16 protein-coding genes are annotated in these 20,192 nt (G+C 72.3%); 12 read left to right on the top strand and 4 right to left on the bottom strand.

Features of this window, described 5'->3' with window-relative positions:
- Positions 1–32: 32 nt before the first annotated feature.
- The 3 genes from ACZ6Q9_RS20380 (at position 33) to mshC (ending at position 2,750) form a co-directional block, all read left to right on the top strand.
- On the top strand, positions 33–608 hold the full coding sequence (locus tag ACZ6Q9_RS20380; protein WP_393262275.1) for a DUF3090 domain-containing protein: 576 nt from the start codon (positions 33–35) through the stop codon (positions 606–608).
- Positions 605–1,423 carry an SCO1664 family protein gene (locus ACZ6Q9_RS20375; RefSeq protein ID WP_393449695.1) on the top strand — a complete coding sequence of 273 codons (819 nt, stop codon included), beginning with the start codon at positions 605–607 and terminating at the stop codon, positions 1,421–1,423. The genes ACZ6Q9_RS20380 and ACZ6Q9_RS20375 overlap by 4 nt, the downstream gene beginning before the upstream one ends.
- An 88-nt stretch (positions 1,424–1,511) precedes the next feature.
- Complete coding sequence (mshC, locus tag ACZ6Q9_RS20370; RefSeq protein WP_396829363.1) at positions 1,512–2,750, top strand: cysteine--1-D-myo-inosityl 2-amino-2-deoxy-alpha-D-glucopyranoside ligase; 1,239 nt, start codon at positions 1,512–1,514, stop codon at positions 2,748–2,750.
- A 131-nt stretch (positions 2,751–2,881) separates the two neighbouring features.
- On the opposite strand, the gene ACZ6Q9_RS20365 is transcribed toward mshC, so the two are convergent.
- Together ACZ6Q9_RS20365 and ACZ6Q9_RS20360 are read right to left on the bottom strand one after the other, a co-directional pair.
- On the bottom strand, positions 2,882–3,673 hold the full coding sequence (locus ACZ6Q9_RS20365) for a GntR family transcriptional regulator (protein WP_393262267.1): 792 nt from the start codon (positions 3,671–3,673) through the stop codon (positions 2,882–2,884).
- A 128-nt stretch (positions 3,674–3,801) separates the two neighbouring features.
- Positions 3,802–4,671, bottom strand: a complete 870-nt coding sequence (locus ACZ6Q9_RS20360) for a PAC2 family protein (protein WP_357093678.1) — start codon at positions 4,669–4,671, stop codon at positions 3,802–3,804.
- A gap of 262 nt (positions 4,672–4,933) precedes the next feature.
- Between ACZ6Q9_RS20360 and metH the strand changes: the two genes are divergently transcribed.
- Together metH and ACZ6Q9_RS20350 are read left to right on the top strand one after the other, a co-directional pair.
- Complete coding sequence (gene metH, locus ACZ6Q9_RS20355; protein WP_393449701.1) at positions 4,934–8,449, top strand: methionine synthase; 3,516 nt, start codon at positions 4,934–4,936, stop codon at positions 8,447–8,449.
- Positions 8,450–8,502: 53 nt separating this feature from the next.
- The gene (locus ACZ6Q9_RS20350) at positions 8,503–8,658 is read left to right on the top strand and encodes a hypothetical protein (RefSeq protein WP_396829362.1); all 156 of its coding nucleotides are present in this window, start codon (positions 8,503–8,505) and stop codon (positions 8,656–8,658) included.
- On the opposite strand, the gene ACZ6Q9_RS20345 is transcribed toward ACZ6Q9_RS20350, so the two are convergent.
- Complete coding sequence (locus ACZ6Q9_RS20345) at positions 8,659–9,117, bottom strand: GNAT family N-acetyltransferase (RefSeq protein ID WP_396829361.1); 459 nt, start codon at positions 9,115–9,117, stop codon at positions 8,659–8,661. It abuts the gene before it with no gap.
- Positions 9,118–9,426: 309 nt separating this feature from the next.
- Here ACZ6Q9_RS20345 and ACZ6Q9_RS20340 point away from each other — a divergent pair, with 309 nt between their 5' ends.
- The 6 genes from ACZ6Q9_RS20340 to ACZ6Q9_RS20315 all read left to right on the top strand — a co-directional run bounded on the left by ACZ6Q9_RS20340 (position 9,427) and on the right by ACZ6Q9_RS20315 (position 16,879).
- Positions 9,427–9,867 (top strand): phage holin family protein, encoded by a 441-nt coding sequence (locus tag ACZ6Q9_RS20340; RefSeq protein WP_396829360.1) that lies wholly within the window; start codon positions 9,427–9,429, stop codon positions 9,865–9,867.
- A gap of 70 nt (positions 9,868–9,937) precedes the next feature.
- Positions 9,938–10,117 (top strand): hypothetical protein, encoded by a 180-nt coding sequence (locus tag ACZ6Q9_RS20335; protein ID WP_396829359.1) that lies wholly within the window; start codon positions 9,938–9,940, stop codon positions 10,115–10,117.
- A 202-nt stretch (positions 10,118–10,319) separates the two neighbouring features.
- Entirely contained in the window at positions 10,320–12,089 is a 1,770-nt protein-coding gene (locus ACZ6Q9_RS20330) for a thiamine pyrophosphate-dependent enzyme (RefSeq protein ID WP_396829358.1), read from the top strand.
- The gene (locus ACZ6Q9_RS20325; RefSeq protein ID WP_396829357.1) at positions 12,086–15,214 is read left to right on the top strand and encodes an FAD-binding and (Fe-S)-binding domain-containing protein; all 3,129 of its coding nucleotides are present in this window, start codon (positions 12,086–12,088) and stop codon (positions 15,212–15,214) included. Before ACZ6Q9_RS20330 ends, ACZ6Q9_RS20325 begins: the two co-directional genes overlap by 4 nt.
- Positions 15,215–15,219: 5 nt before the next feature.
- Positions 15,220–16,299, top strand: coding sequence for an enolase C-terminal domain-like protein (locus ACZ6Q9_RS20320; protein WP_396829356.1), 1,080 nt, complete (start codon positions 15,220–15,222; stop codon positions 16,297–16,299).
- 136 nt (positions 16,300–16,435) lie between these two features.
- The gene (locus ACZ6Q9_RS20315; protein WP_396829355.1) at positions 16,436–16,879 is read left to right on the top strand and encodes a PPC domain-containing DNA-binding protein; all 444 of its coding nucleotides are present in this window, start codon (positions 16,436–16,438) and stop codon (positions 16,877–16,879) included.
- A gap of 5 nt (positions 16,880–16,884) precedes the next feature.
- Here the strand turns inward: ACZ6Q9_RS20315 and ACZ6Q9_RS20310 are convergent, their stop codons facing one another.
- Entirely contained in the window at positions 16,885–18,681 is a 1,797-nt protein-coding gene (locus tag ACZ6Q9_RS20310; protein WP_396829354.1) for a glycoside hydrolase family 15 protein, read from the bottom strand.
- Positions 18,682–19,104: 423 nt separating this feature from the next.
- Here ACZ6Q9_RS20310 and ACZ6Q9_RS20305 point away from each other — a divergent pair, with 423 nt between their 5' ends.
- Positions 19,105–19,416: a hypothetical protein gene (locus ACZ6Q9_RS20305; protein WP_396829353.1), complete on the top strand. Its 312-nt coding sequence runs from the start codon at positions 19,105–19,107 to the stop codon at positions 19,414–19,416.
- Positions 19,417–20,192: the final 776 nt, after the last annotated feature.

Here is a 20,192-nt window from a genome sequence, read left to right as displayed (position 1 = left end):
GGTGCCGTGGCGCGCCGGATAGGGTCGTGGGTATGACCCACCAGGTGCACGCCTTCGAGCCGCCGGAGCGGTTCGTCGCCGGGACCGTCGGGCCGCCCGGGGAGCGCACGTTCTTCCTCCAGGCGCGCGGCGGCGGCCGGCTGGTCAGCGTCGCGCTGGAGAAGGTCCAGGTGTCGCTGCTTGCCGAGAAGCTGGAGGAGCTGCTCTCCGAGGCGCAGCGCCGCTTCGGTGTGGAGCTGCCCGAGCCGGTGGCCGCCGTCGGCGACAACGACCCGCTGGACACGCCGGTCGACGAGGAGTTCCGGGTCGGCACGCTCGGGCTGGCCTTCGACGTCGACACCGTGACCGTGGTGATCGAGGCCATCGCCGCCGGCGAGGCGGAGGCCGAGGTCGAGCTGGGCGAGCCGGACGACGACGAGGACGTCGACGACGAGCCGGACGACGACCTCGACCGGCTCCGGGTGCGGCTGACCCCCGAGGCGACCCGCGCGTTCATCGAACGGGCCCGGCGGGTGGTCAACGCCGGCCGCCCGCCCTGCCCGCTGTGCGGCCAGCCGCTCGACCCGGCGGGTCACCTCTGCCCGCGCCACAACGGTTATCACCGGTGACCTCGTCGGAACTCCAGCCCCGACAGGACGGCGACGCCGCGCTCCGACTGCTCCGCGACGGCCGGCTCGACCTGGAGGGGCGACTCGTCGACGCCTCCAACACCACCCTGCGTGGCATCCTGACCCTCGACGGGGCGACCGCGCGGTGCGTCTACAAGCCCGTGCGGGGTGAGCGTCCGCTGTGGGACTTCCCCGAGGGCACCCTGGCCGGCCGGGAGGTCTCGGCTTACGTGGTCTCCCGAGCCACCGGGTGGGACCTGGTCCCGCCCACGGTGCTGCGGGACGGCCCGTTGGGGCCGGGGTCGTGCCAGCTCTGGATCGACGAGCCGGCGGAGGCCGAGCCGCTGGTCGGCTTCGTGCCGGCCGACGCGCTGCCGCCCCGCTGGTTCCCGATCGCCGCGGCCCGCGACGACGACGGCACGCCCTACGCGCTCGCCCACGCCGACGACCCGCGGCTGGCCCGCCTCGCGGTGCTCGACGCGGTGATCAACAACGCCGATCGCAAGGGCGGCCACGTGCTGGTCGGCCCGGACGACCGGATCTACGGCGTGGACCACGGGGTGAGCTTCCACGTCGAGGAGAAGCTGCGCACCGTGCTCTGGGGCTGGGCCGGCCGGCCGCTGCCGGGGGATGCCGTGGAGATGCTCGACGCGCTCGCCGGCCAGCTCGCCGGCGCGCTCGGCGCGGAACTGGCCGACCACCTCACCATCGGGGAGATCGCCGAGCTGGCCGCCCGGGTCGACCGGATGCGCCACACCGGCTGCTTCCCGCAGCCGCCGCAGGACTGGCCGGCGGTGCCCTGGCCCCCCATGTGACCGCCCGACACCGCTCCGGCGGGGCTGTCACGATGATCACTTGTGGGGTGGCCGTGTCCGGGTCCGGCGGCTGGTTAGGCTGACGGTCATGGACTCTTGGGTGGGGCACGAGGTGCCGCGGCTGCCGGGCAGGGGCGGGCCACTGGCGTTGTTCGACTCGGCGCGGCAGGGCGTCCGGCCGAGCGAGCCGTCCGGCACCGCGACCATGTACGTCTGCGGCATCACCCCGTACGACGCGACCCACCTCGGCCACGCCGCCACCATGATCGCGTTCGACCTCGTGCAGCGGATGTGGCGGGACGCGGGCCTCGACGTGCGGTACGTGCAGAACGTCACCGACATCGACGACCCGCTGCTGGAGCGGGCCGAGCGCGACGGCGAGGACTGGAAGGTCCTGGCGATGCGCGAGACGGCGCTGTTCCGGGAAGACATGGAGGCGCTGCGGATCATCCCGCCGGCGCACTACGTGGGCGCGGTCGAGTCCATTCCCGACATCGCCGAGAAGGTCCTCGTGCTGCTCAAGGAGGGGGCCGCGTACCGCCTGGAGGACGGCACCGGCGACGTCTACTTCGACATCGCCGCCGCGCCCCGGTTCGGCTACGAGTCCAACCTGTCCCGCGAGCAGATGCTGGAGATCTTCCCCGAGCGCGGGGGCGACCCCGACCGGGCCGGCAAGCGCGACCCGCTCGACCCGCTGCTGTGGCGCGGCGCCCGCGAGGGCGAGCCCTCCTGGCCGGGCGGCGACCTGGGTCCCGGCCGCCCCGGCTGGCACATCGAGTGCGCGGTGATCGCGCTCAACCTGCTGGGCGACCGGATCGACGTGCAGGGCGGCGGCAACGACCTGATCTTCCCGCACCACGAGTGCTCCGCCGCGCACGCCGAGCGGCTCACCGGCGCGGCGCCCTTCGCCGACCACTACGTGCACGCCGGCATGATCGGCCTGGACGGCGAGAAGATGTCGAAGTCCCGCGGCAACCTGGTCTTCGTCTCCAGGCTGCGCGCCGACCGGGTCGACCCGATGGCGGTCCGGCTGGCACTGCTGTCCGGGCACTACCGCGCCGACCGCACCTGGACCGACGAGCTGCTGGCGACCGCGCAGCAGCGGCTGGCCCGCTGGCGGCAGGCCGCCGCCGCGCCCGCCGGCCCGTCGGGGGAGGCGTTCCTGGCCGGCGTACGCGCCCGCCTCGCCGACGACCTCGATTCGCCGGGCGCCCTGGTACTGGCCGACGAGTGGGCCGTGGCTGCCCTCGCCGGCACCGCGACCGACCCGGCCGCCCCCACCCTCTTCGCCGACACCCTCGACGCCCTCCTGGGCATCCACCTCTAACCCAGCCCTCGCTCCCCACGCCCCGGTCCCGACCGCGATCTTGCACTTTCGGCCCTCGACGCGCGGCGTGTGTCCGCCTTCTCCCGGCGGTAAGTGCAAGATCGCGGTCGGGCGAGGCGGGAGGGGCGGCGTCAGCCCAGGACCAGCCCCGGGTCGGGGTCCGGGGCCGGGGTGGGGGAGGGGATCTTGTACTCCTCGGTCAGCGTGGTGACCGGGCCGGGCCAGGTCGCCTGGGCGACCTCGATCGGCTTGCGGTGGCCGTCGTACGCGACGTGCAGCAGGTGCAGCACGGGGGTGTCGGGACGGATCTGGAGGATCTCCGCCTCCTCCCGGCTGGGCTGGCGGGCACTGATCGTGTCGGTGGCCGAGACGTACCGCCGGCCGGTGGCCTCCTCGGCCTCCTGGTAGAGCGGCCGGCCGAACGCCTCGGCGCGCTCCAGCGACGTGCCGGCGGTGTCGGCGGGCAGGAACCACGAGGCGCCCACCTCGACCGGCGAGTCCTCGGTGCGGACGAGGTGGCGCCGGCAGAGCAGCTCGGTGCCGTCGGCCACGCCGAACGCGTCGGCCACCTCGGGCGGGGCGGGGGCCCGGCCGACCGAGACGAGCTGCTGCCGGTACCGGGCGGCCAGGTCGGTGTGGTAGCCGCGGAAGCCGCCGTACCGGCCCCGGGAGAGCCGGTTGAGCCGCCGCCGGGTGCCCCGCACGTACGTCCCGGAGCCGGGCTTGGTGATCAGGATGCCCTCGACCCGCAACTGGTCGACGGCCCGCTGCACGGTCTGCTTCGCCACGCCGAACATCTCGGCGATCGCCGGGATGGACGGCAGCCGCTCGCCCGGCCCCCAGTCGCCGCGGCGGATCTGCGCCTTGAGCTGCGCGGCGATCTGCCGGTGCGGGAACTCGGCCGCCCCCGGATTGATCTGCATGCCCGCCTCCTCGATCACAGCTAGGTTCCTAGGATGCCCTAGAGGTGGTGACGGCGCCACCCCGGACACGCAGAAAGAGGGCCCCGGACGACATACGTCCGGGGCCCGGGGCAGGCAGGGGAGAGGCGCTACCAGGAGCCGGCGGTCGGGCCGGCGGAGCCGCCGCGGCGGCGCAGGTACTTCTCGAACTCCTGGGCGATCTCGTCGCCCGTCAGCGGGGTGATGCCCGCGTCGCCGACGCGTTCCTCCAACTCGCGCACGTACTCGCCGAGCTCGGCGTCCTGCTCGGCGGCGCTGCGCACCCGCTGCTCCCACTCGGCGGCCTCCTCGGCGAGGTCGGCCATCGGCACCGGCAGGTCGAGCACCTCCTCGACCCGGTGCAGCAGGGCCAGGGTGGCCTTCGGGCAGGGCGGGTTGTTGGCGTAGTGCGGCACGTGCACCCAGAACGACACCGCGTCGACCTCGGCGCGGTTGCAGGCGTCGTGCAGCACGCCCACGATCCCGGTCGGGCCGTCGTAGCGGGTGGGGGTGAGCTGGTAGCGCTGCGCGGCCTCCGCGTCGGAGGCGCTGCCGCTGATCGGCAACGGTCGGGTGTACGGCACGTCGGCCAGCAGGGCACCGAGCACGACCACCCGCTCGACCTCCAGGCTGTGGCAGATCTCCAGCACCTGCTCGCAGAAGGTGCGCCACCGCATGCTCGGCTCGATGCCCCGGATCAGCACCACGTCCCGTTCGGTGCCCTCGGGGCTGGCCACCATGAAGCGCGTGGTGGGCCACTCCACCCGGCGGGTCTCGCCCTCGGCCATCGTGATGGTGGGGCGGCTGACCTGGAAGTCGTAGAAGTCCTCCGGGTCGAGCTCGGTGACCTGGCGGGCCTGCCACACCTGCTCCAGGTGCTCCACGGCGGCGGTGGACGCGTCGGCGGCGTCGTTCCAGCCCTCGAACGCGGCGATCGCCACGGGGGACCGCAGCACCGGCAGTCCGTCGAACTCGGTCACGCCGTCACCTCACCCTGCTCGTCGGGGGCGGTGCCGGGACCGTACCCGGTCGCCCGCCCGCCGGGCGTGGTGCTGTCGCTGTAGTCCTTCACGTCCGTCAGCCTACGTCCCGGCGCGGGAAGCGGCCCGTCGGCCGCGCCGGTCGGGCCCGACGTCGGGCGGTCATACCGCGATGAACCGGACGGCGTGATCCCGCTGACAGAATGTGGGAAGACAAGCACGGGGGAACCCATCGGGTCGCGGCGGCACTAACCTGAACCCCGTGCGGACCTCATTGCTCGACGTGCTGGCAGACCGGATCCTCATCGCCGACGGCGCCATGGGCACGATGCTGCAGGCGGCTGACCTCACCCTCGACGACTTCGAGGGCTTCGAGGGCTGCAACGAGATCCTCAACGTCACCAGGCCGGACGTGGTCCGTGGGGTGCACGAGGCCTACCTGGCCGCCGGCGCGGACTGCGTCGAGACCAACACCTTCGGGGCCAACCTGGCCAACCTCGGCGAGTACGACATCCCGCACCGCATCCGCGAGCTCTCCGAGGCGGGGGCGCGGATCGCCCGGGCGGCCGCCGACGCGTACGCCACGCCGGAGCGGCCCCGGTTCGTGCTCGGCTCGATCGGCCCGGGCACCAAGCTGCCCACCCTCGGGCACGCCGCCTACGCGACCCTGCGCGACGCCTACCAGGAGAACGCCGAGGGCCTGATCGACGGCGGTTCGGACGCGCTGATCGTGGAGACCTGCCAGGACCTGCTCCAGGTCAAGGCGGCGGTGGTCGGCTCGAAGCGGGCGATGGCCCGGCTCGGCCGGACGGTCCCGATCATCTGCCACGTCGCCGTGGAGACCACCGGCACCATGCTGGTGGGCAGCGAGATCGGGGCGGCGCTGGCGGCCATCGAGCCGTTGGGGGTCGACCTGATCGGGCTGAACTGCTCGACCGGGCCGGCCGAGATGAGCGAGCACCTGCGCTACCTCTCCCAGCACTCCCGCATCCCGCTGTCCGTGATGCCGAACGCGGGCCTGCCGGTGCTGACCGCGGACGGGGCGTACTTCCCGCTGAGCCCGGTGGAGCTGGCCGACGCCCTGGAGCGGTTCGTCACCGAGTACGGCGTGTCGCTGGTCGGCGGCTGCTGCGGCACCACCCCCGAGCACATCCGGGTCCTGGCCGAGCGCCTGCACGGCACGAGCCCCGTACCCCGCGAACCGCGGCACGAGGCGGGGGTCTCGTCGGTCTACCACCCGGTGCCGTTCGCCCAGGACGCCTCCCTGCTGATGGTGGGGGAGCGGACCAACGCCAACGGCTCCAAGGCGTTCCGCGAGGCCATGCTCGCCGGCGACTGGCGGGCCTGCGTGGAGATCGCCCGTAGCCAGGCCCGCGACGGCTCGCACCTGCTGGACCTGTGCGTCGACTACGTCGGCCGCGACGGCACGCAGGACATGCGGGAACTCGCCGGCCGCTTCGCCACCGCCTCCACCCTGCCGATCATGCTGGACTCGACCGAGCCGGCGGTGATCGAGGCGGGGCTGGAGATGCTCGGCGGGCGGTGCGTGGTCAACTCGGTCAACTTCGAGGACGGCGACGGCCCCGAATCCCGGTACGCACGGGTGATGCCCATCGTCAAGGAGCACGGAGCCGCCGTGGTGGCGCTGCTCATCGACGAGGAGGGGCAGGCGCGGACCGCCGACTGGAAGGTGCGGGTCGCGGGCCGGCTGATCGAGGACCTCACCGGGCGGTGGGGGATGGACCGCGCGGACATCCTGATCGACGCGCTGACCTTCCCGATCGCCACCGGCCAGGAGGAGACCCGGCGCGACGGCATCGAGACGATCGAGGCGATCCGGGAGATCGCCCGCCGCTGGCCGGGGGTCAACTTCACCCTCGGCATCTCCAACGTCTCCTTCGGGCTCAACCCGGCCGCCCGGCAGGTGCTCAACTCGGTCTTCCTGCACGAGTGCCGCCAGGCCGGCCTGACCAGCGCCATCGTGCACGCCAGCAAGATCCTGCCGTTCAACAAGATCCCCGACGAGCAGCGGGAGGTGGCGCTGGATCTCGTCTACGACCGGCGTCGCGAGGGCTACGACCCGGTGCAGAGGTTCATCGAGATCTTCGAGGGCGTGGACGCCGCGTCGGCGCGGGCCGGCCGGGCGGAGGAACTGGCCGCGCTGCCGCTGGAGGAGCGGCTCAAGCGGCGGATCATCGACGGCGAGCGCAACGGCCTGGAAGCCGACCTGGACGCGGCGATGGCGCAGGGGCGCAGCCCGCTGTCCATCATCAACGACATCCTGCTCGACGGCATGAAGGTCGTCGGCGAGTTGTTCGGCTCGGGCCAGATGCAGCTGCCGTTCGTGCTCCAGTCCGCCGAGGTGATGAAGACCGCGGTGGCGTACCTGGAGCCGCACATGGAGACCGCCGAGGACGGCGGCAAGGGCCGCATCGTGCTGGCCACCGTGCGGGGCGACGTGCACGACATCGGCAAGAACCTGGTCGACATCATCCTGTCCAACAACGGCTACGAGGTCGTCAACATCGGCATCAAGCAGCCGATCAACGCGATCCTGGAGGCCGCCGAGCAGCACCGGGCCGATGCCATCGGCATGTCCGGCCTGCTGGTCAAGAGCACCGTGATCATGAAGGAGAACCTGGCCGAGATGGCCTCGCGCGGGGTCGCGGAGCGCTGGCCGGTGCTGCTGGGCGGGGCGGCGCTGACCCGGGCGTACGTCGAGGACGACCTGCGGGCGATGTTCCCCGGCCAGGTGCACTACGCCCGGGACGCCTTCGAGGGGCTGTCCCTGATGGACCGGGTGATGACCGCCAAGCGTGGCGGGGCGCCCGTGGTCGACGCCGAGCGGGAGGCCGCCCTGGCGGCCCGCCGGGCCCGCCGCGAGCGGCAGCGGGCGATCGTCAGCGAGGCGCTGCCGGCGCTGGACGACGCCTCGGTCCGCTCCGACGTGGCCACCGACGTCGAGGTGCCCGCCCCGCCGTTCCTGGGCACCCGGGTCGTCAAGGGCGTGCCGCTCGCGGACTACGCGGCGCTGCTCGACGAGCGGGCCACCTTCCTCGGGCAGTGGGGGCTGCGCGGCGCGCGGGGCGGCAAGGGACCGTCCTACGAGGAGCTGGTGGAGACCGAGGGTCGGCCGCGGCTGCGCTACTGGCTGGACCGTCTCATCGCCGACCAGGTGCTCGAGGCCGCCGTCGTGTACGGCTACTTCCCGGCGTACGCCGAGGGCAACGACCTGGTGGTGCTGGACGAGAACGGGCACGCCGAGCGGGCCCGGTTCTCCTTCCCCCGGCAGCGCCAGGAGCGGCGGCTCTGCCTGGCCGACTTCTTCCGCCCGCGCGGCGACGAGCTGGACGTGGTGGCGTTGCAGTTGGTCACCGTGGGGCAGCCGGTCAGCGAGTATGCCGCCAAGCTGTTCGCGCGCAACGAGTACCGCGACTACCTGGAGGTGCACGGGCTCTCCGTGCAGCTCACCGAGGCCCTGGCGGAGTACTGGCACCGGCGGATCCGGTCCGAGCTGACCCTGCCGGGCGGCCGTACGGTGGCCGACGACGACCCGGCCGACCTGGCGGGGCTGCTGCGCACCGACTACCGGGGCTGCCGGTACGCGTTCGGCTACCCGGCCTGTCCGGACCTGGAGAACCGCGCGAAGATCGTGGAGCTGCTGGGCGCGGAGCGGATCGGCGTGCAGTTGTCGGAGGAGTTCCAGCTGATGCCGGAGCAGGCCACAGACGCGATCGTGGTGCACCACCCGGAGGCGAGCTACTTCAACGCCAAGTGACGACGACATGGGCTTGACCGGCATCCAGTGGGCGCTGGGAGGGCCGCTGGACCATGATCATGCTGGTTGGGGTAGGCCGCCACCGCCGTGATGCCCGCTTGGAGCAGTTCCGGGCGATCGCAACGCGGTTCGACAGGCTTGCCGTCCGCTATCACGCCGGGCTGGTCACGGCATCCCTGGTTCGCTGGTTCCGCGAACCGGCCAGTTGATCATTTGTTCTGCCCGGCCAAGGCCGGCTCGCGCACCATGAACACGTCCACCGGATCCTCGGTCTCGAGCGTGAATCCGTGCCGTTCGTACAGCCGCCGGGCCGGACTGCCCTGCAGCACGTTCAGCCGGACCAGGGTGTCATCGCGGTCGCACTGCTCCAGCAGCCGGCGTAGTACGGCCGTACCGATGCCGCTGCCCTGCAGGTGCGGGGCCAGGTAGAAGTGCTCCAGCCAGTGGGCGTCCTCGGCCGGCCGCAGCGACACACAGCCGGCGAACGCGCCGCCCACCTCGATCACCCAGGTGTGCGCCGGCGCGAAGGCGTTCCGCAGCCGCTGCCGCACCCGTTGCTCGTCGTACCGCCCGAGCCGTTCCAGATCCGCCCGCAGCACCACGGCTCGCAGTTCGGCCACCGCCTTGACGTCCGCCACCGAAGCCGGTCGCATCTCCCAGTCCGCCATGATTGCCAAGGCTAACGAGCCGAGATTCGCCCACTCTCGGCGATCCTCTGGCTCCGCGAACCCGCGATGGAGGACGGCTACTTCCACGCCGCCCGAGATCGGCGGCGGGCCCGGAATGCACGGTGCTGACGCAGCGCGAGCGGTCCCCGGCGCAGCGTTGAGTCGTCCGCCGCCGTCTCCGCCCGGTCCCTCCGGGAGGCAGCCCGGCTCGTGCCGCGCAGGTCCCCCAGCCGCCGCTGTAGACGGGAGCGAATGGGGGCGCTGTTTCGGGGTACCCGACCGCGCCGAGACGAGCGGAGGGGAGGCCCGATGGGCATGGCGAACCAGCCCGGGGATGGCGGCCGACCAGCCAGTCCCACCGACCGCCTGGCCGAGGACGTAGCCGAGGTGGTACGCGAGGAGGTTCGAGCGGTACGCACCCAGCTCGCGGACGCCGCCCGCCCGGCCGGGCTCGGCTTCGTGCTGCTGGCCGCCGCCGGAGGGTGTGCGGTGCTGGCGGTCGGGGCGGCCTCGGCGACCTCGCTGCGCATGTTGGAGGCGTTCCTGCCGCGACGGCTGGCGGCTGCCGGGATGACCGCCGGGTACGTGGCCGCTGCCGTGTTCCTCGGCGCCGCGGGCCTGGAGCGGCTGCGTTCGGCGGGCGGAAGGTCCGCCCGGCTGGCGGACGAGGTACGCGACGCGGTGACCAGCACCGCCGGCCGGGTGGTGCCGGCCGGTTCCTCGGCCGTCCGCGACGAGCTGGGGCGCTGAAACATCGTCGACATGGGCGGCCACGGCGGCCCGGGAACCTGCGGGGCCATACAGGAATGGACGGTGGGCGATGAAACGGAGCCGGATCGACGACGTGATCATCGGAAGGATTGGTGACGCCGCGGGCACTCTCGTCGACCCCAGGAGAGGACTCGGCCAGCTGAAGTCGTCGGTCTCCGGTAAGCAGATCGCCCTGCTCCTGGCGGGTCTGGTCCTCGGCCTGCTGATCTCGCGCCGCCGCCGCCGCTGAGCGGTCGCGGGCCGGAGCACCCGCAGCTTACGAGCGGGGGCGAGCAGCGGGTGGTCCGGCGGCATCGGCCCGGCATGTCACCGCCGCTCGGCCGAAAACGCCAGTTCGGACGTTTGCCGCGAATCGTCACGGGTAGCTCGCGACGGATCGGATGCCGGGTAGCCGTCCGGGACCGCGGGGGTACGGATTCAGGAGGCGTGACGTGCAGGAGATCGTAGGCGAAGGCCTTGCCCGACGACTGGTGGAGTGGGGCGTCGACACCGTCTTCGGCCTCCCTGGCGACGGCATCAACGGCCTGATGGAGGGCTTTCGCCGGCAGCGGGAGAAGCTGCGGTTCGTGCTGGTGCACCACGAGGAGGCGGCGGCCTTCATGGCCACCGGGTACGCCAAGGCCACCGGCCGGATCGGGGTGTGCGCCGCCACCTCCGGGCCGGGCGCCATCCACCTGCTCAACGGGCTGTACGACGCCAAGCTCGACCACGTCCCGGTGCTCGCCATCACCGGCATGCAGGAGACGTCCGTGCTCGGCTCCCACTACCAGCAGGAGGTGCACACGGCGCTGCTCTACCAGGACGTGGCGGACGCGTACAACCTGATGGTCACCAACCCCCAGCAGGTGCCCGGCGTGGTCGACATCGCCATCCGGCACGCCCTGGCGCGGCGCAGCGTCGCCCATCTGACCTTTCCCAACGACGTGCAGGTCGCCACCGCCGGCGAGGACCCCTACCGGCACGTCAGCCCGGGGGTGCCACCGGCGAGCAGCGCCGTGCTGTCGCAGCCGCCGGTGGCGCCGGCGCAGGCCGACCTGGCCCGGGCGGCGGAGGTGCTCAACGCCGGGAAGAGGGTGGCCATGCTGGTGGGCGTCGGCGCCCGCCACGCCCGGGACGAGGTGCTCGCGGTGGCCGAGGCACTGGCCAGCCCGATCGTCAAGACCCTGCCCGGCAAGCTGGTGGTGCCGGACGACCACCCGCTCACCACCGGCGGCCTCGGCCTGCTCGGCACGAAGCCGAGCGAGGAGCTGATGGAGGAGTGCGACACCCTGCTGATGGTGGGCACCTCTTTCCCGTACGGGAAGTACCTGCCCGCGCCGGGGCAGGCCAAGGTGGTCCAGATCGACATCGACGCGAGCCTGATCGGCATGCGCCTGCCGGTGCAGGCGGCGGTGACCGCGGACGCGAAGCTGGCGTTGCAGCAGTTGCTGCCGATGCTCCAGGCCCGCTCGGACCGGTCCTTCCTGACGAAGTACCAGCAGGCGCGGGACGCCTGGCGCACGGACATGATCGCCCTGCAGGACCCGGGGCGGGATCCGATCGCCCCGCAGTACCTGATCAGCTGCGTCGACGCGGCCGCCACCTCGGACGCCATCCTCACCTGCGACTCCGGCACGATCGCCACCTGGGCGGCGCGGCACTGGACCATCCGCGGCGGCCGCGAGTTCTACCTCTCCGGCAACCTGGCCACCATGGCGCCAGGCCTGCCGTACGCGATCGCCATGCAGCACGCGTTCCCCGGCCGGCAGGTCATCGCGTTCGTCGGCGACGGCGGCTTCGCCATGTTGATGGCCGAGTTCCTCACCGCCGTGCGGCACGAGCTGCCGATCAAGGTGGTGGTCAACAACAACAACTCGTACGGCCAGATCCTCTGGGAGCAGATCGTCCTCGGCTACCCGGAGTACGCGGTGCGGCACCGGCAGCCCGAGGCCGACTTCGGCGCGTGGGCACGGGCCTGCGGTGGGTACGGCGTGAAGGTCACCGACCCGAAGGCGGTGCCGGACGCGATCCGTGCGGCGTTGGCCCATCCGGGCCCGGCGCTGGTCGACTGTGACGTCAACCCAGACGAGCCGCCGATGCCCGGCAAGGTCCGGTACGAACAGGCCAAGCACTTCACCGAGGCGTTCCTGCGGGGCCAGCCGCACAAGGTCGCCACCCTCGCCACCGTGGCCCGAGACAAGATCAACGAGCTGCGGTCATGACCCGGCGAGTCACCGGCACGGCACGGAGGGCAGCTCCGGCCACGGAGCCGGTGTCCCTGCCCGCGCCCGTCCTGCGGCCGCCCGAGCCGGCGCACCACGCCGACCTGGCCGCGCTCGCCGCGGACCTGCGCGCCGAGGTGGACGGGGAGGTGCGCTTCGACGCCGGCTCACGGGCCGCGTACGCCACCGGTGGTTCCAACTACCGCCAGGTGCCGCTCGGCGTGGTGGTGCCCCGGACCGTCGAGGCGGCGGTGGCCGCGGTCGCCGTCTGCCGCCGCCACCGTGCGCCGGTGCTGTCCCGGGGCGGCGGTACCAGCCTGGGGGGACAGGTGACCAACGTGGCCGTGGTCATCGACTGGTCGAAGTACTGCAACCGGCTGCTGGAGGTCGACCCGCAGGCCGGCACCTGCCTGGTGGAGCCCGGCATCGTGCTCGACACGCTCAACGACTTGCTGGCACCGCACGGGCTGGAGTTCGGGCCGCTCCCGTCCACCCACAGCCACTGCGCCATCGGCGGGATGATCGGCAACAACTCCTGCGGCTCCACCGCGCAGCGCACCGGCAAGGTGGTCGACAACCTCGTCGAGATGGAGGTACTGCTCTACGACGGAACCCGGATGTGGGTCGGCGAGACCAGCGACGAGGAGTACGCCGAGATCGAGCGACGGGGCGGTCGGCAGGCCGAGATCTACCGCCAGCTGCGGGCGCTGCGGGACGAGTACCAGAGCGACATCCGTACCCGCTACCCGCACATCCCGCGCCGGGTCTCCGGATACAACCTGGACAGCCTGCTGCCGGAGAACAATTTTCACGTCGCACAGGCGCTGGTCGGCTCCGAGGGGACACTGGTCACCGTGCTGCGGGCCCGTTTGACGCTGGTGCCGGTGACACGGGCCAAGTCGATGGTGTTCCTGTCCTACCCGGACATCGCCGCCGCCGGAGACGACGTACCGCGGGTCCTGCCGTACGACCCGATCGCGTTGGAGGGGCTCGATGACAAGCTGATCAACTTCGAGAAGCGTAAGCACCTGCACCCGGAGGCGCTGCACAAGCTGCCCGCGGGCGGCGGCTGGCTGATGGTGCAGTTTGGTGGCGACACCCGCGAGGAGGCCGACGCTGCGGCCGAGCGGATGATCAACGATCTGTGCCGCGACGGCGGGCCGACCGCGCACCGGTTCGACAACGAGGCAGACGAGCACCAGATGTGGCTGGTCCGCGAGTCCGGACTCGGTGCCACCGCCCGGGTGCCGGGTGAACCCGACACCTGGGAGGGCTGGGAGGACTCGGCCGTCGCTCCCGAACGGCTCGGCGACTACCTGCGCGATCTCGACGCGCTGCTCCACGAGTACGGCTTCGAACAGGCCTCGCTCTACGGGCACTTCGGGCAGGGCTGCGTCCACACCCGCATCCCGTTCAGGATGACGACCGCCGAGGGGGTACGCCAGTTCCGCTCGTTCGTCGAGCGCGCCGCGGATCTGGTGGTCTCCTACGGGGGCTCCTTCTCCGGAGAGCACGGCGACGGGCAGTCCCGCGGCGAACTGCTGCCGAAGATGTTCGGCGACCGGCTTGTCCGCGCGTTCGGGCAGTTCAAAGCGATCTTCGATCCGGACGACCGGATGAACCCGGGCAAGGTGGCGCCTCCCTACCCGCTGGACAGCCACCTGCGGCTCGGCGTCGACTACAACCACGGCCAGGTGGCAACCCACTTCCACTATCCCGACGACGACGGCAGTTTCGGCCGGGCGGTGCTGCGCTGCGTGGGCGTCGGCCAGTGCCGGCGACAGCACGGCGGGGTGATGTGCCCGTCCTACATGGTCACCCGGGAGGAGGAGCACTCCACCCGGGGCCGGGCACGCCTGCTGTTCGAGATGCTCGACGGCACCGCCCGCGGCGGCACCATCGCCGACGGCTGGCGCTCCGAGGCGGTTCGCGACGCGCTCGACCTCTGCCTGGCCTGCAAGGGCTGCAAGTCCGACTGCCCGGTCAACGTGGACATGGCGACGTACAAGGCGGAGTTCCTGTCCCATCACTACCAGGGTCGGCTCCGACCCCGCCCGCACTACTCGATGGGCTGGCTGCCGGTGGTGGCCACGGTCGCCGCCCGGGCGCCCCGGGTGGTGAACGCGCTGGCCCAGGCGCCCGGGCTGGGCCGGCTCGCCAAGCTGGTCGGCGGCATCGACCAGCGCCGGGAGATCCCGGTCTTCGCTACCGAGACCTTCCAGCACTGGTTCGCGGACCGTTGGCCGACCGGCGACGGCCGGCGCGGCGAGGTGATGCTCTGGCCGGACACCTTCACCAACCACTTTCAGCCGGGCATCGCCCACGCGGCCGTCGAGGTGCTGGAGGCGGCGGGCTGGCGGGTCCGGGTGCCGGAGCAGCCGGTCTGCTGCGGGCTCACCTGGATCTCCACGGGACAGCTCGGCATGGCGAAGCAGGTGCTGCGGCGGACGGTGGAGGTGCTCCGACCCCACCTGCGGGCCGGCACCCCGATCGTGGGGCTGGAACCGAGCTGCACCGCGGTGTTCCGCGGCGACGCCCAGGAACTCTTCCCCGGTGACGAGGACGTACACCGCCTGCGGCAGCAGACCGTCACCCTGGCCGAGCTGCTGCACGACCACAGCCCCGGATGGCAGGCGCCGCAGCTGCCCGCGCACGCACTGATCCAGACCCACTGCCATCAGCACGCCATCCTCGGCACCACCGCGGACCAGGCGGTGCTCACCGAGGCGGGGGTCCAGGCCGAACTCCTCGACTCGGGCTGCTGCGGGCTGGCCGGCAACTTCGGCTTCGAGGCGGGGCACTACGAGGTCTCCGCGGCCTGCGCCGAGCGGGTCCTGCTGCCGGCCGTCCGGGGCGCCGCCGAGACCGACGTCATCCTGGCCGACGGCTTCAGCTGCCGTACGCAGGTCGAGCAGAGCGCCACCGGCGGCCGCTCCGCGATCCACCTCGCCGAACTGCTGCGGGCCGGCCTGCACGGTGAGCGGGTGACCGCCCGCCCCGAGCAGCGGTGGGGGCAACGCCCGGAGCGGCCCTCCCGGGCTGCCCGCGTACTCGCCACCAGCCTCGTCGGGCTGGCCGCGCTGGCGCCGGTCGCCGCGCTGGCCAGCCGCCGCCGGGGGCGGTGACGGCGGTGCGGCTGAGCGCGGCGGCGTACCGGGTGCCGACCGACGCGCCCGAGGGCGACGGCACCTTCGCCTGGGACAGCACCACCATGGTGCTGGTCCGCGCGGAGGCCGACGGCCAGGTGGGCACCGGCTGGACGTACGGGCCCGCAGCGGTGGTCCCGGTCGTCACGGACCTGCTCGCGCCCGTGGTGGCCGAGCTCGACCCGGACGACGCACCGGCTGCGTGGTCGGCCATGCGGCGGCGGCTGAGAAACGCCGGACGGCCCGGAATCGCCGGCTTGGCGCTCTCCGCAGCCGACTGCGCGATCTGGGACCTCAAGGCCCGCCGGCACGGCCTGCCGCTGGCCCGGCTGCTCGGCACTGCCCGCCGGCAGGTGCCGGTCTACGGCAGCGGCGGATTCACCACCTACGACGCCGAGCGGCAGCACCGGCAACTCTCCGGCTGGGTACACGACCAGGGCATCCCCCGGGTGAAGATCAAGATTGGCGAGTCCGGGGGCACCAACGCGCCGCAGGATCTGGCCCGGATGGTGGCCGCCCGACGCGCCATCGGCGACGACGCCGAGTTGTACGTCGACGCGAACGGCGGGTACCAGCGCAAGCAGGCGGTACGGATGGCCCGGGCCGCGGCCGACCTCGACGTGCGCTGGTACGAGGAACCGGTCAGCTCAGACGACCTGATCGGCCTCGGGCTGGTCCGCGACCAGGTGCTGCCCGACGTCGCGGCGGGGGAGTACGGCTTCGACCTCGTCTACTTCCATCGGATGGCCCCGTACGTCGACTGCCTGCAGATCGACGTCACCCGGTGCGGTGGCATCACCGAATTCCTTCGGGCGGCGGCGGTGGCCGCCGCCTCGGGCCTGGAGGTGTCCGCGCACTGCGCGCCCCACCAGCACCTGGCCGTGGCGGCAGCGACGCCGAACCTGCGCCACATCGAGTGGTTCCACGACCACGTCCGGATCGAGGCGATGCTCTTCGACGGTGCGGTGTCCGCGGCGGGAGGCGGCGCCCCGGTGCCGCTGGACCGGCCGGGCCACGGGCTGGAGCTGCGTGCCGCCGAGGCGGAGCGGTACCGGGTGGGCTGAGGCCGCGCCGGAGAGAGGAACAATGTGCGATGGACGCGACGACGGCGGTGCCGGCCTGGCACACCAGTGGCCGCCCGACCGGTCGGGGCAGCACGGTGACCGCACTGCCGGGCGGCTGGCGGCGAGACGGTCGGCGATGAGGGCGCACGAGCTGCACCACCAGACCGGACGGGTCCTCGTGGTCGTCTGCGACAAGGGAGAGGAGGCGGTCGAGGCCGTGGGGGCGGCGCTGCGCGAGCAGCGGATACACGCCGCCCGGGTGACCGCCGTCGGCGGCTTCGCCGACGCCGAGGTCGGGTGGTTCGACCGGGAGACCCGCGACTACCGCCGGATCCCGGTACGCGAGCAGGTCGAGGTGCTCTCCCTGCTCGGCGACGTCGCCGAGCGGGACGGGGCGCCGGCGCTGCACGTGCACGCGGTGCTCGGCCGCGCCGACGGCAGCACCATGGGCGGGCACCTGCTCCGAGGCCGGGTCTGGCCGACACTGGAAGTGATGATCTCCGAGGTGGCGCCTGAGTTGGCCAAGCGGGTGGACCCGGAGACCGGGCTGGCACTCATCTCGGGCACGGGCGGCGGGTAGACCGCTCAGCCGGGCGATGGGCAGGGTACCGCCTGCCCCAGGGTCACCGCCGTCTCCAACATCAGCGCGTGCACGAACGCCTGGGGTAGGTTCGCGCGCAACTGCCGCTGCTGCACGTCGTACTCCTCGGTGAAGAGGCCCGCCGGGCCGCAGGCGGCCCGGCTACGCTCGAACCACCGGTTCGCCTCCACGACGTCGCCGGCCTGCCAGGCGGCCATCGCGGCCGCGAAACCGCAGAGCAGGAACGCTCCCTCGGCGTCCCCCAGTGGGCGGCTGTCGGGACGGAACCGGTACAGGTATCCGTCGCATTCCAACTCCGCCAGGATCGCCCGCCGGGTCGCCTCGGTCCGCGCGTCCCCTGCCGGCGCCGCGCCCCGGATGCCGGGGAAGAGCAACGCGGCGTCGACCCGCCCGTCGTCGTACGCCCGCTGCCAGCGCCCGGACGGATGCTGCCCGTGGGCTGCCGCGTCGGCGAGGATCGCATCGGCCAGGGCAAGCCATCGTCCTGCCTGTCCGCCCGACGCGACCCCGGCCGCCGCGCGCAGCCCGGCCACACAGATCAGCTTCGAATGGGTCCACTGGCGGGGCGGCAGTTCCCAGATGCCGGAGTCCGGCTCGCGCCAGCGTTTCCCGATGATCCGGACCGTCAGCTCCAACGCCCGCCACGAGGCCTGGTCCAGCCGGTCGTGCCGCCCGGCGACGGCCAGCAGCAGCAACGTCTCGCCGAGGACATCGAGCTGGAACTGCCCGCGGACCCAGTTGCCGACCCGCGGCGGCGCCCCTGGATAGCCCGCCAGGTAACCCAGCTCCTCCTGGTCCGGGACCGGGTCGCCGTCAACGGTGTAGGCCGGGGAGAGCCGATCGCCGTCGGCCAGCACCCGTTCGGTGAGGAACGCGACTGCGTAGTCCAGCAGGTCGTACCGGCCGATCAGCGCCGACGCCCGGCCGGCGAAGGTCTGGTCCCGCAGCCAGGCGTACCGGTAGTCGAAGTTGCGCCCGGCCAGCGCCCGCTCCGGCAGTGCCGTGGTCGCCGCCGCCACCATCCCCCCGCCGGGCTGGGTGAGGCCGCGCAGCACGACGTACGCGAAAACCGCGTCCCGCTGGGCGGGGCCGCCGGCCAGCGGGGGCGCCAGTTGCCGCCAGGTGTATTCGGTCGTCCGCCACAGCTCGAAGGACTCGGGCGGCGCCTCGCCGAGCGGGCGGGTGGCGATCTCCAGCACCAGATCGTGCCGCCCGCCCGCCGGTACGGTGATCTCGCCGCAGAGCGGGCCGTCCTCGGTCCGGTCGAGCATCTCGCCACCGCTGTGCCGCAGGTGCAGGCTGCCCGAGCGGGCCAGCCAGTGGGGGCCCTCCCGCCGTACGTCGCGCATCGGCTCGCGGCCGAAGTCGGCCCGAGGATCCAGCCGGACCCGGACGACCGCCTCCCGGTCCACCGCGCGGATCTGGCGCAGCAGCACCACCCGATGCTTCTCGCCGGGAAAAAAGAGCGCCTCGCGGCACTCGATGATCCCGTTCGTGGTCACCCAGCGGCTCACCCACACCAGGGAGGCCGCTTCGTAGTGCCCTCCCCAGACGAACCGCGGGTTCGCCGGGGTCACAAGGTAGTCGCCCCGGCCGCCGATGAGCCGGCTGAAGAGGGGAGGGTCGGCCCAGCCCGGGGCGCAGAGCCAGCTCACGTTCCCGTCCGGACCGACGAGCGCGCCGCGGCGCCCGTCGGCGAGCAGCGCGTACTCCCGCAGCACATGGGGCCCACGATCGGCAGCGGCCTCCGGTCCGTTCGGCTCATCGTCGCCCCCGCGCACCGGCTGCACCTCCCACCTGCGTCGCGGGGCCTACCCGCCCCGCCCGCCCCTGCACCCTCCACTCAACTCCCGACTACCCGGTCGCGCAGCGGGTAGCCCTGGGTCTCCGTCGATGGCTACGTGCGGCTGCGGCACGGATCGGTCTCGACTACTCGTAGCCGCAGGCCGCCCTGAGGATGTCTGCTAGGTCGCTGCCGCGCCGACTCGCGGGTTGCCACCGGGTACCTGGGTCCAGGCGCGCGGAGAGCCGCCGACACGGCAAGGCGCCCCCGATTCGAAGGCCGGGGCGGTAGGCCGGACGCCGCCGGACAGCCGCGCGCCCGCCGCCCAGCCGTGCCGGCTACGTGCCAGTGAGGACGATTTCCAACTGGCGGTGCGGGGATCTTTCTTGTCCTGGCTGGTTCGGTGCGCCACTGTCGCAGTGTGGGCAAGAGCAGGAAACAAAAGCGCCTGGCGGAGACTGGGCGCCGTTTGCAGGAGGAGCGCGACGCGGACTGGGTGTCGCTGGCCTGGTCCGAGGACCAGGCCGCCGTAGTGGCTCAGGCATGGAGGCGCTTGGCTGACCTTGGCGTCGATCTGCCACCGCGACCGACTCGCCGAGATCTCTGGGCCGCTGGCATTGCGGACACGGACATCAAGATCGATCACTTCTACCTCGGTCCGGAGCGGGGTATCTGCGCGATCCAGATCAGTGTGCGTCGGGCAGCGCTGGATTCCGCGTGGCGTAGACCGTGATCGAGCATTCCGGTCGGTCCGCCGTCGCGGCTGTCGACGGAGTTGCCGAGATTTGGACGGTGCGCCGCCTTGCGGTTCCACCTGGTACTCCTCAGTACGGGTCACCGCTCTGTCTCGCGTGCGAAGAAGACTGCGGCTTTTCAAGATCTCCTTCTCCAGCTCCAGTTGCGCGACCTGACGCCGCAAGCGGATCAGCTCGGCTCGCTCGTCAGCGGCCAGGTCATCGGGCGGGCTGCCGTCGCGAGGTACTTGCTCTGTCGAGCCACAGCGGTTTTCTCCTCCTCGGCAGGATCCCAATTCAGGAGGTGTCCGGTCTCAGGCGGTCACTTCAGCCGAAAGCGATCTTCAAACTGACGCTGACAGGGACAGCCGGTGTTGGGAAGCGGTGCCTATCCTCTTGCCATGGGAGCAATCAAGCCGTGGCATCTGTTCGTCCTGACGCTTTGCTGCCTCTTGCCGACTGCTGCGGCGATCGTTGGCGGGGTCTGGGCGGCCCGCCGTAAGCGTCGCTGAGCCCTGACCGCAGTCGAAGCTGTCGGGCCTCCACGGGCCATAGCGGGTGCTACCAGGGGCCAAGTCAGGCCGTCCAGGACTGGACCGCCGTCTATGGCGCTTGCTCAGCAAGTTGGGCCGAACTCACGGACCATCCACGGACTGATCTTGGAAGAGCTGTCTTGTGCTCGGCCGTAGCAGCAGGTCATACGCCCAGCACGGGCCTAGCCGTACTTCAGTCCTAAACCGTGTGCCGCTGGCATGGACCTCCGACTCGGCGTTGG

Source organism: Micromonospora sp. NPDC049139, assembly GCF_055586845.1.
The sequence above is the reverse complement of the archived record's forward strand: the minus strand, read 5'-3'. Positions and strand labels throughout refer to the sequence as shown.

What these genes read in the sequence shown, in the direction of transcription:
- ACZ6Q9_RS20380 (WP_393262275.1), top strand. Translation starts at nt 33, where the DNA reads ATGACCCACCAGGTGCACGCCTTCGAGCCGCCGGAGCGGTTCGTCGCC.
- mshC (WP_396829363.1), top strand. Translation starts at nt 1,512, where the DNA reads ATGGACTCTTGGGTGGGGCACGAGGTGCCGCGGCTGCCGGGCAGGGGC.
- ACZ6Q9_RS20365 (WP_393262267.1), bottom strand. Translation starts at nt 3,673, where the DNA reads ATGCAGATCAATCCGGGGGCGGCCGAGTTCCCGCACCGGCAGATCGCC.
- ACZ6Q9_RS20350 (WP_396829362.1), top strand. Translation starts at nt 8,503, where the DNA reads ATGATCATGCTGGTTGGGGTAGGCCGCCACCGCCGTGATGCCCGCTTG.
- ACZ6Q9_RS20345 (WP_396829361.1), bottom strand. Translation starts at nt 9,117, where the DNA reads ATGGCGGACTGGGAGATGCGACCGGCTTCGGTGGCGGACGTCAAGGCG.
- ACZ6Q9_RS20340 (WP_396829360.1), top strand. Translation starts at nt 9,427, where the DNA reads ATGGGCATGGCGAACCAGCCCGGGGATGGCGGCCGACCAGCCAGTCCC.
- ACZ6Q9_RS20335 (WP_396829359.1), top strand. Translation starts at nt 9,938, where the DNA reads ATGAAACGGAGCCGGATCGACGACGTGATCATCGGAAGGATTGGTGAC.
- ACZ6Q9_RS20325 (WP_396829357.1), top strand. Translation starts at nt 12,086, where the DNA reads ATGACCCGGCGAGTCACCGGCACGGCACGGAGGGCAGCTCCGGCCACG.
- ACZ6Q9_RS20315 (WP_396829355.1), top strand. Translation starts at nt 16,436, where the DNA reads ATGAGGGCGCACGAGCTGCACCACCAGACCGGACGGGTCCTCGTGGTC.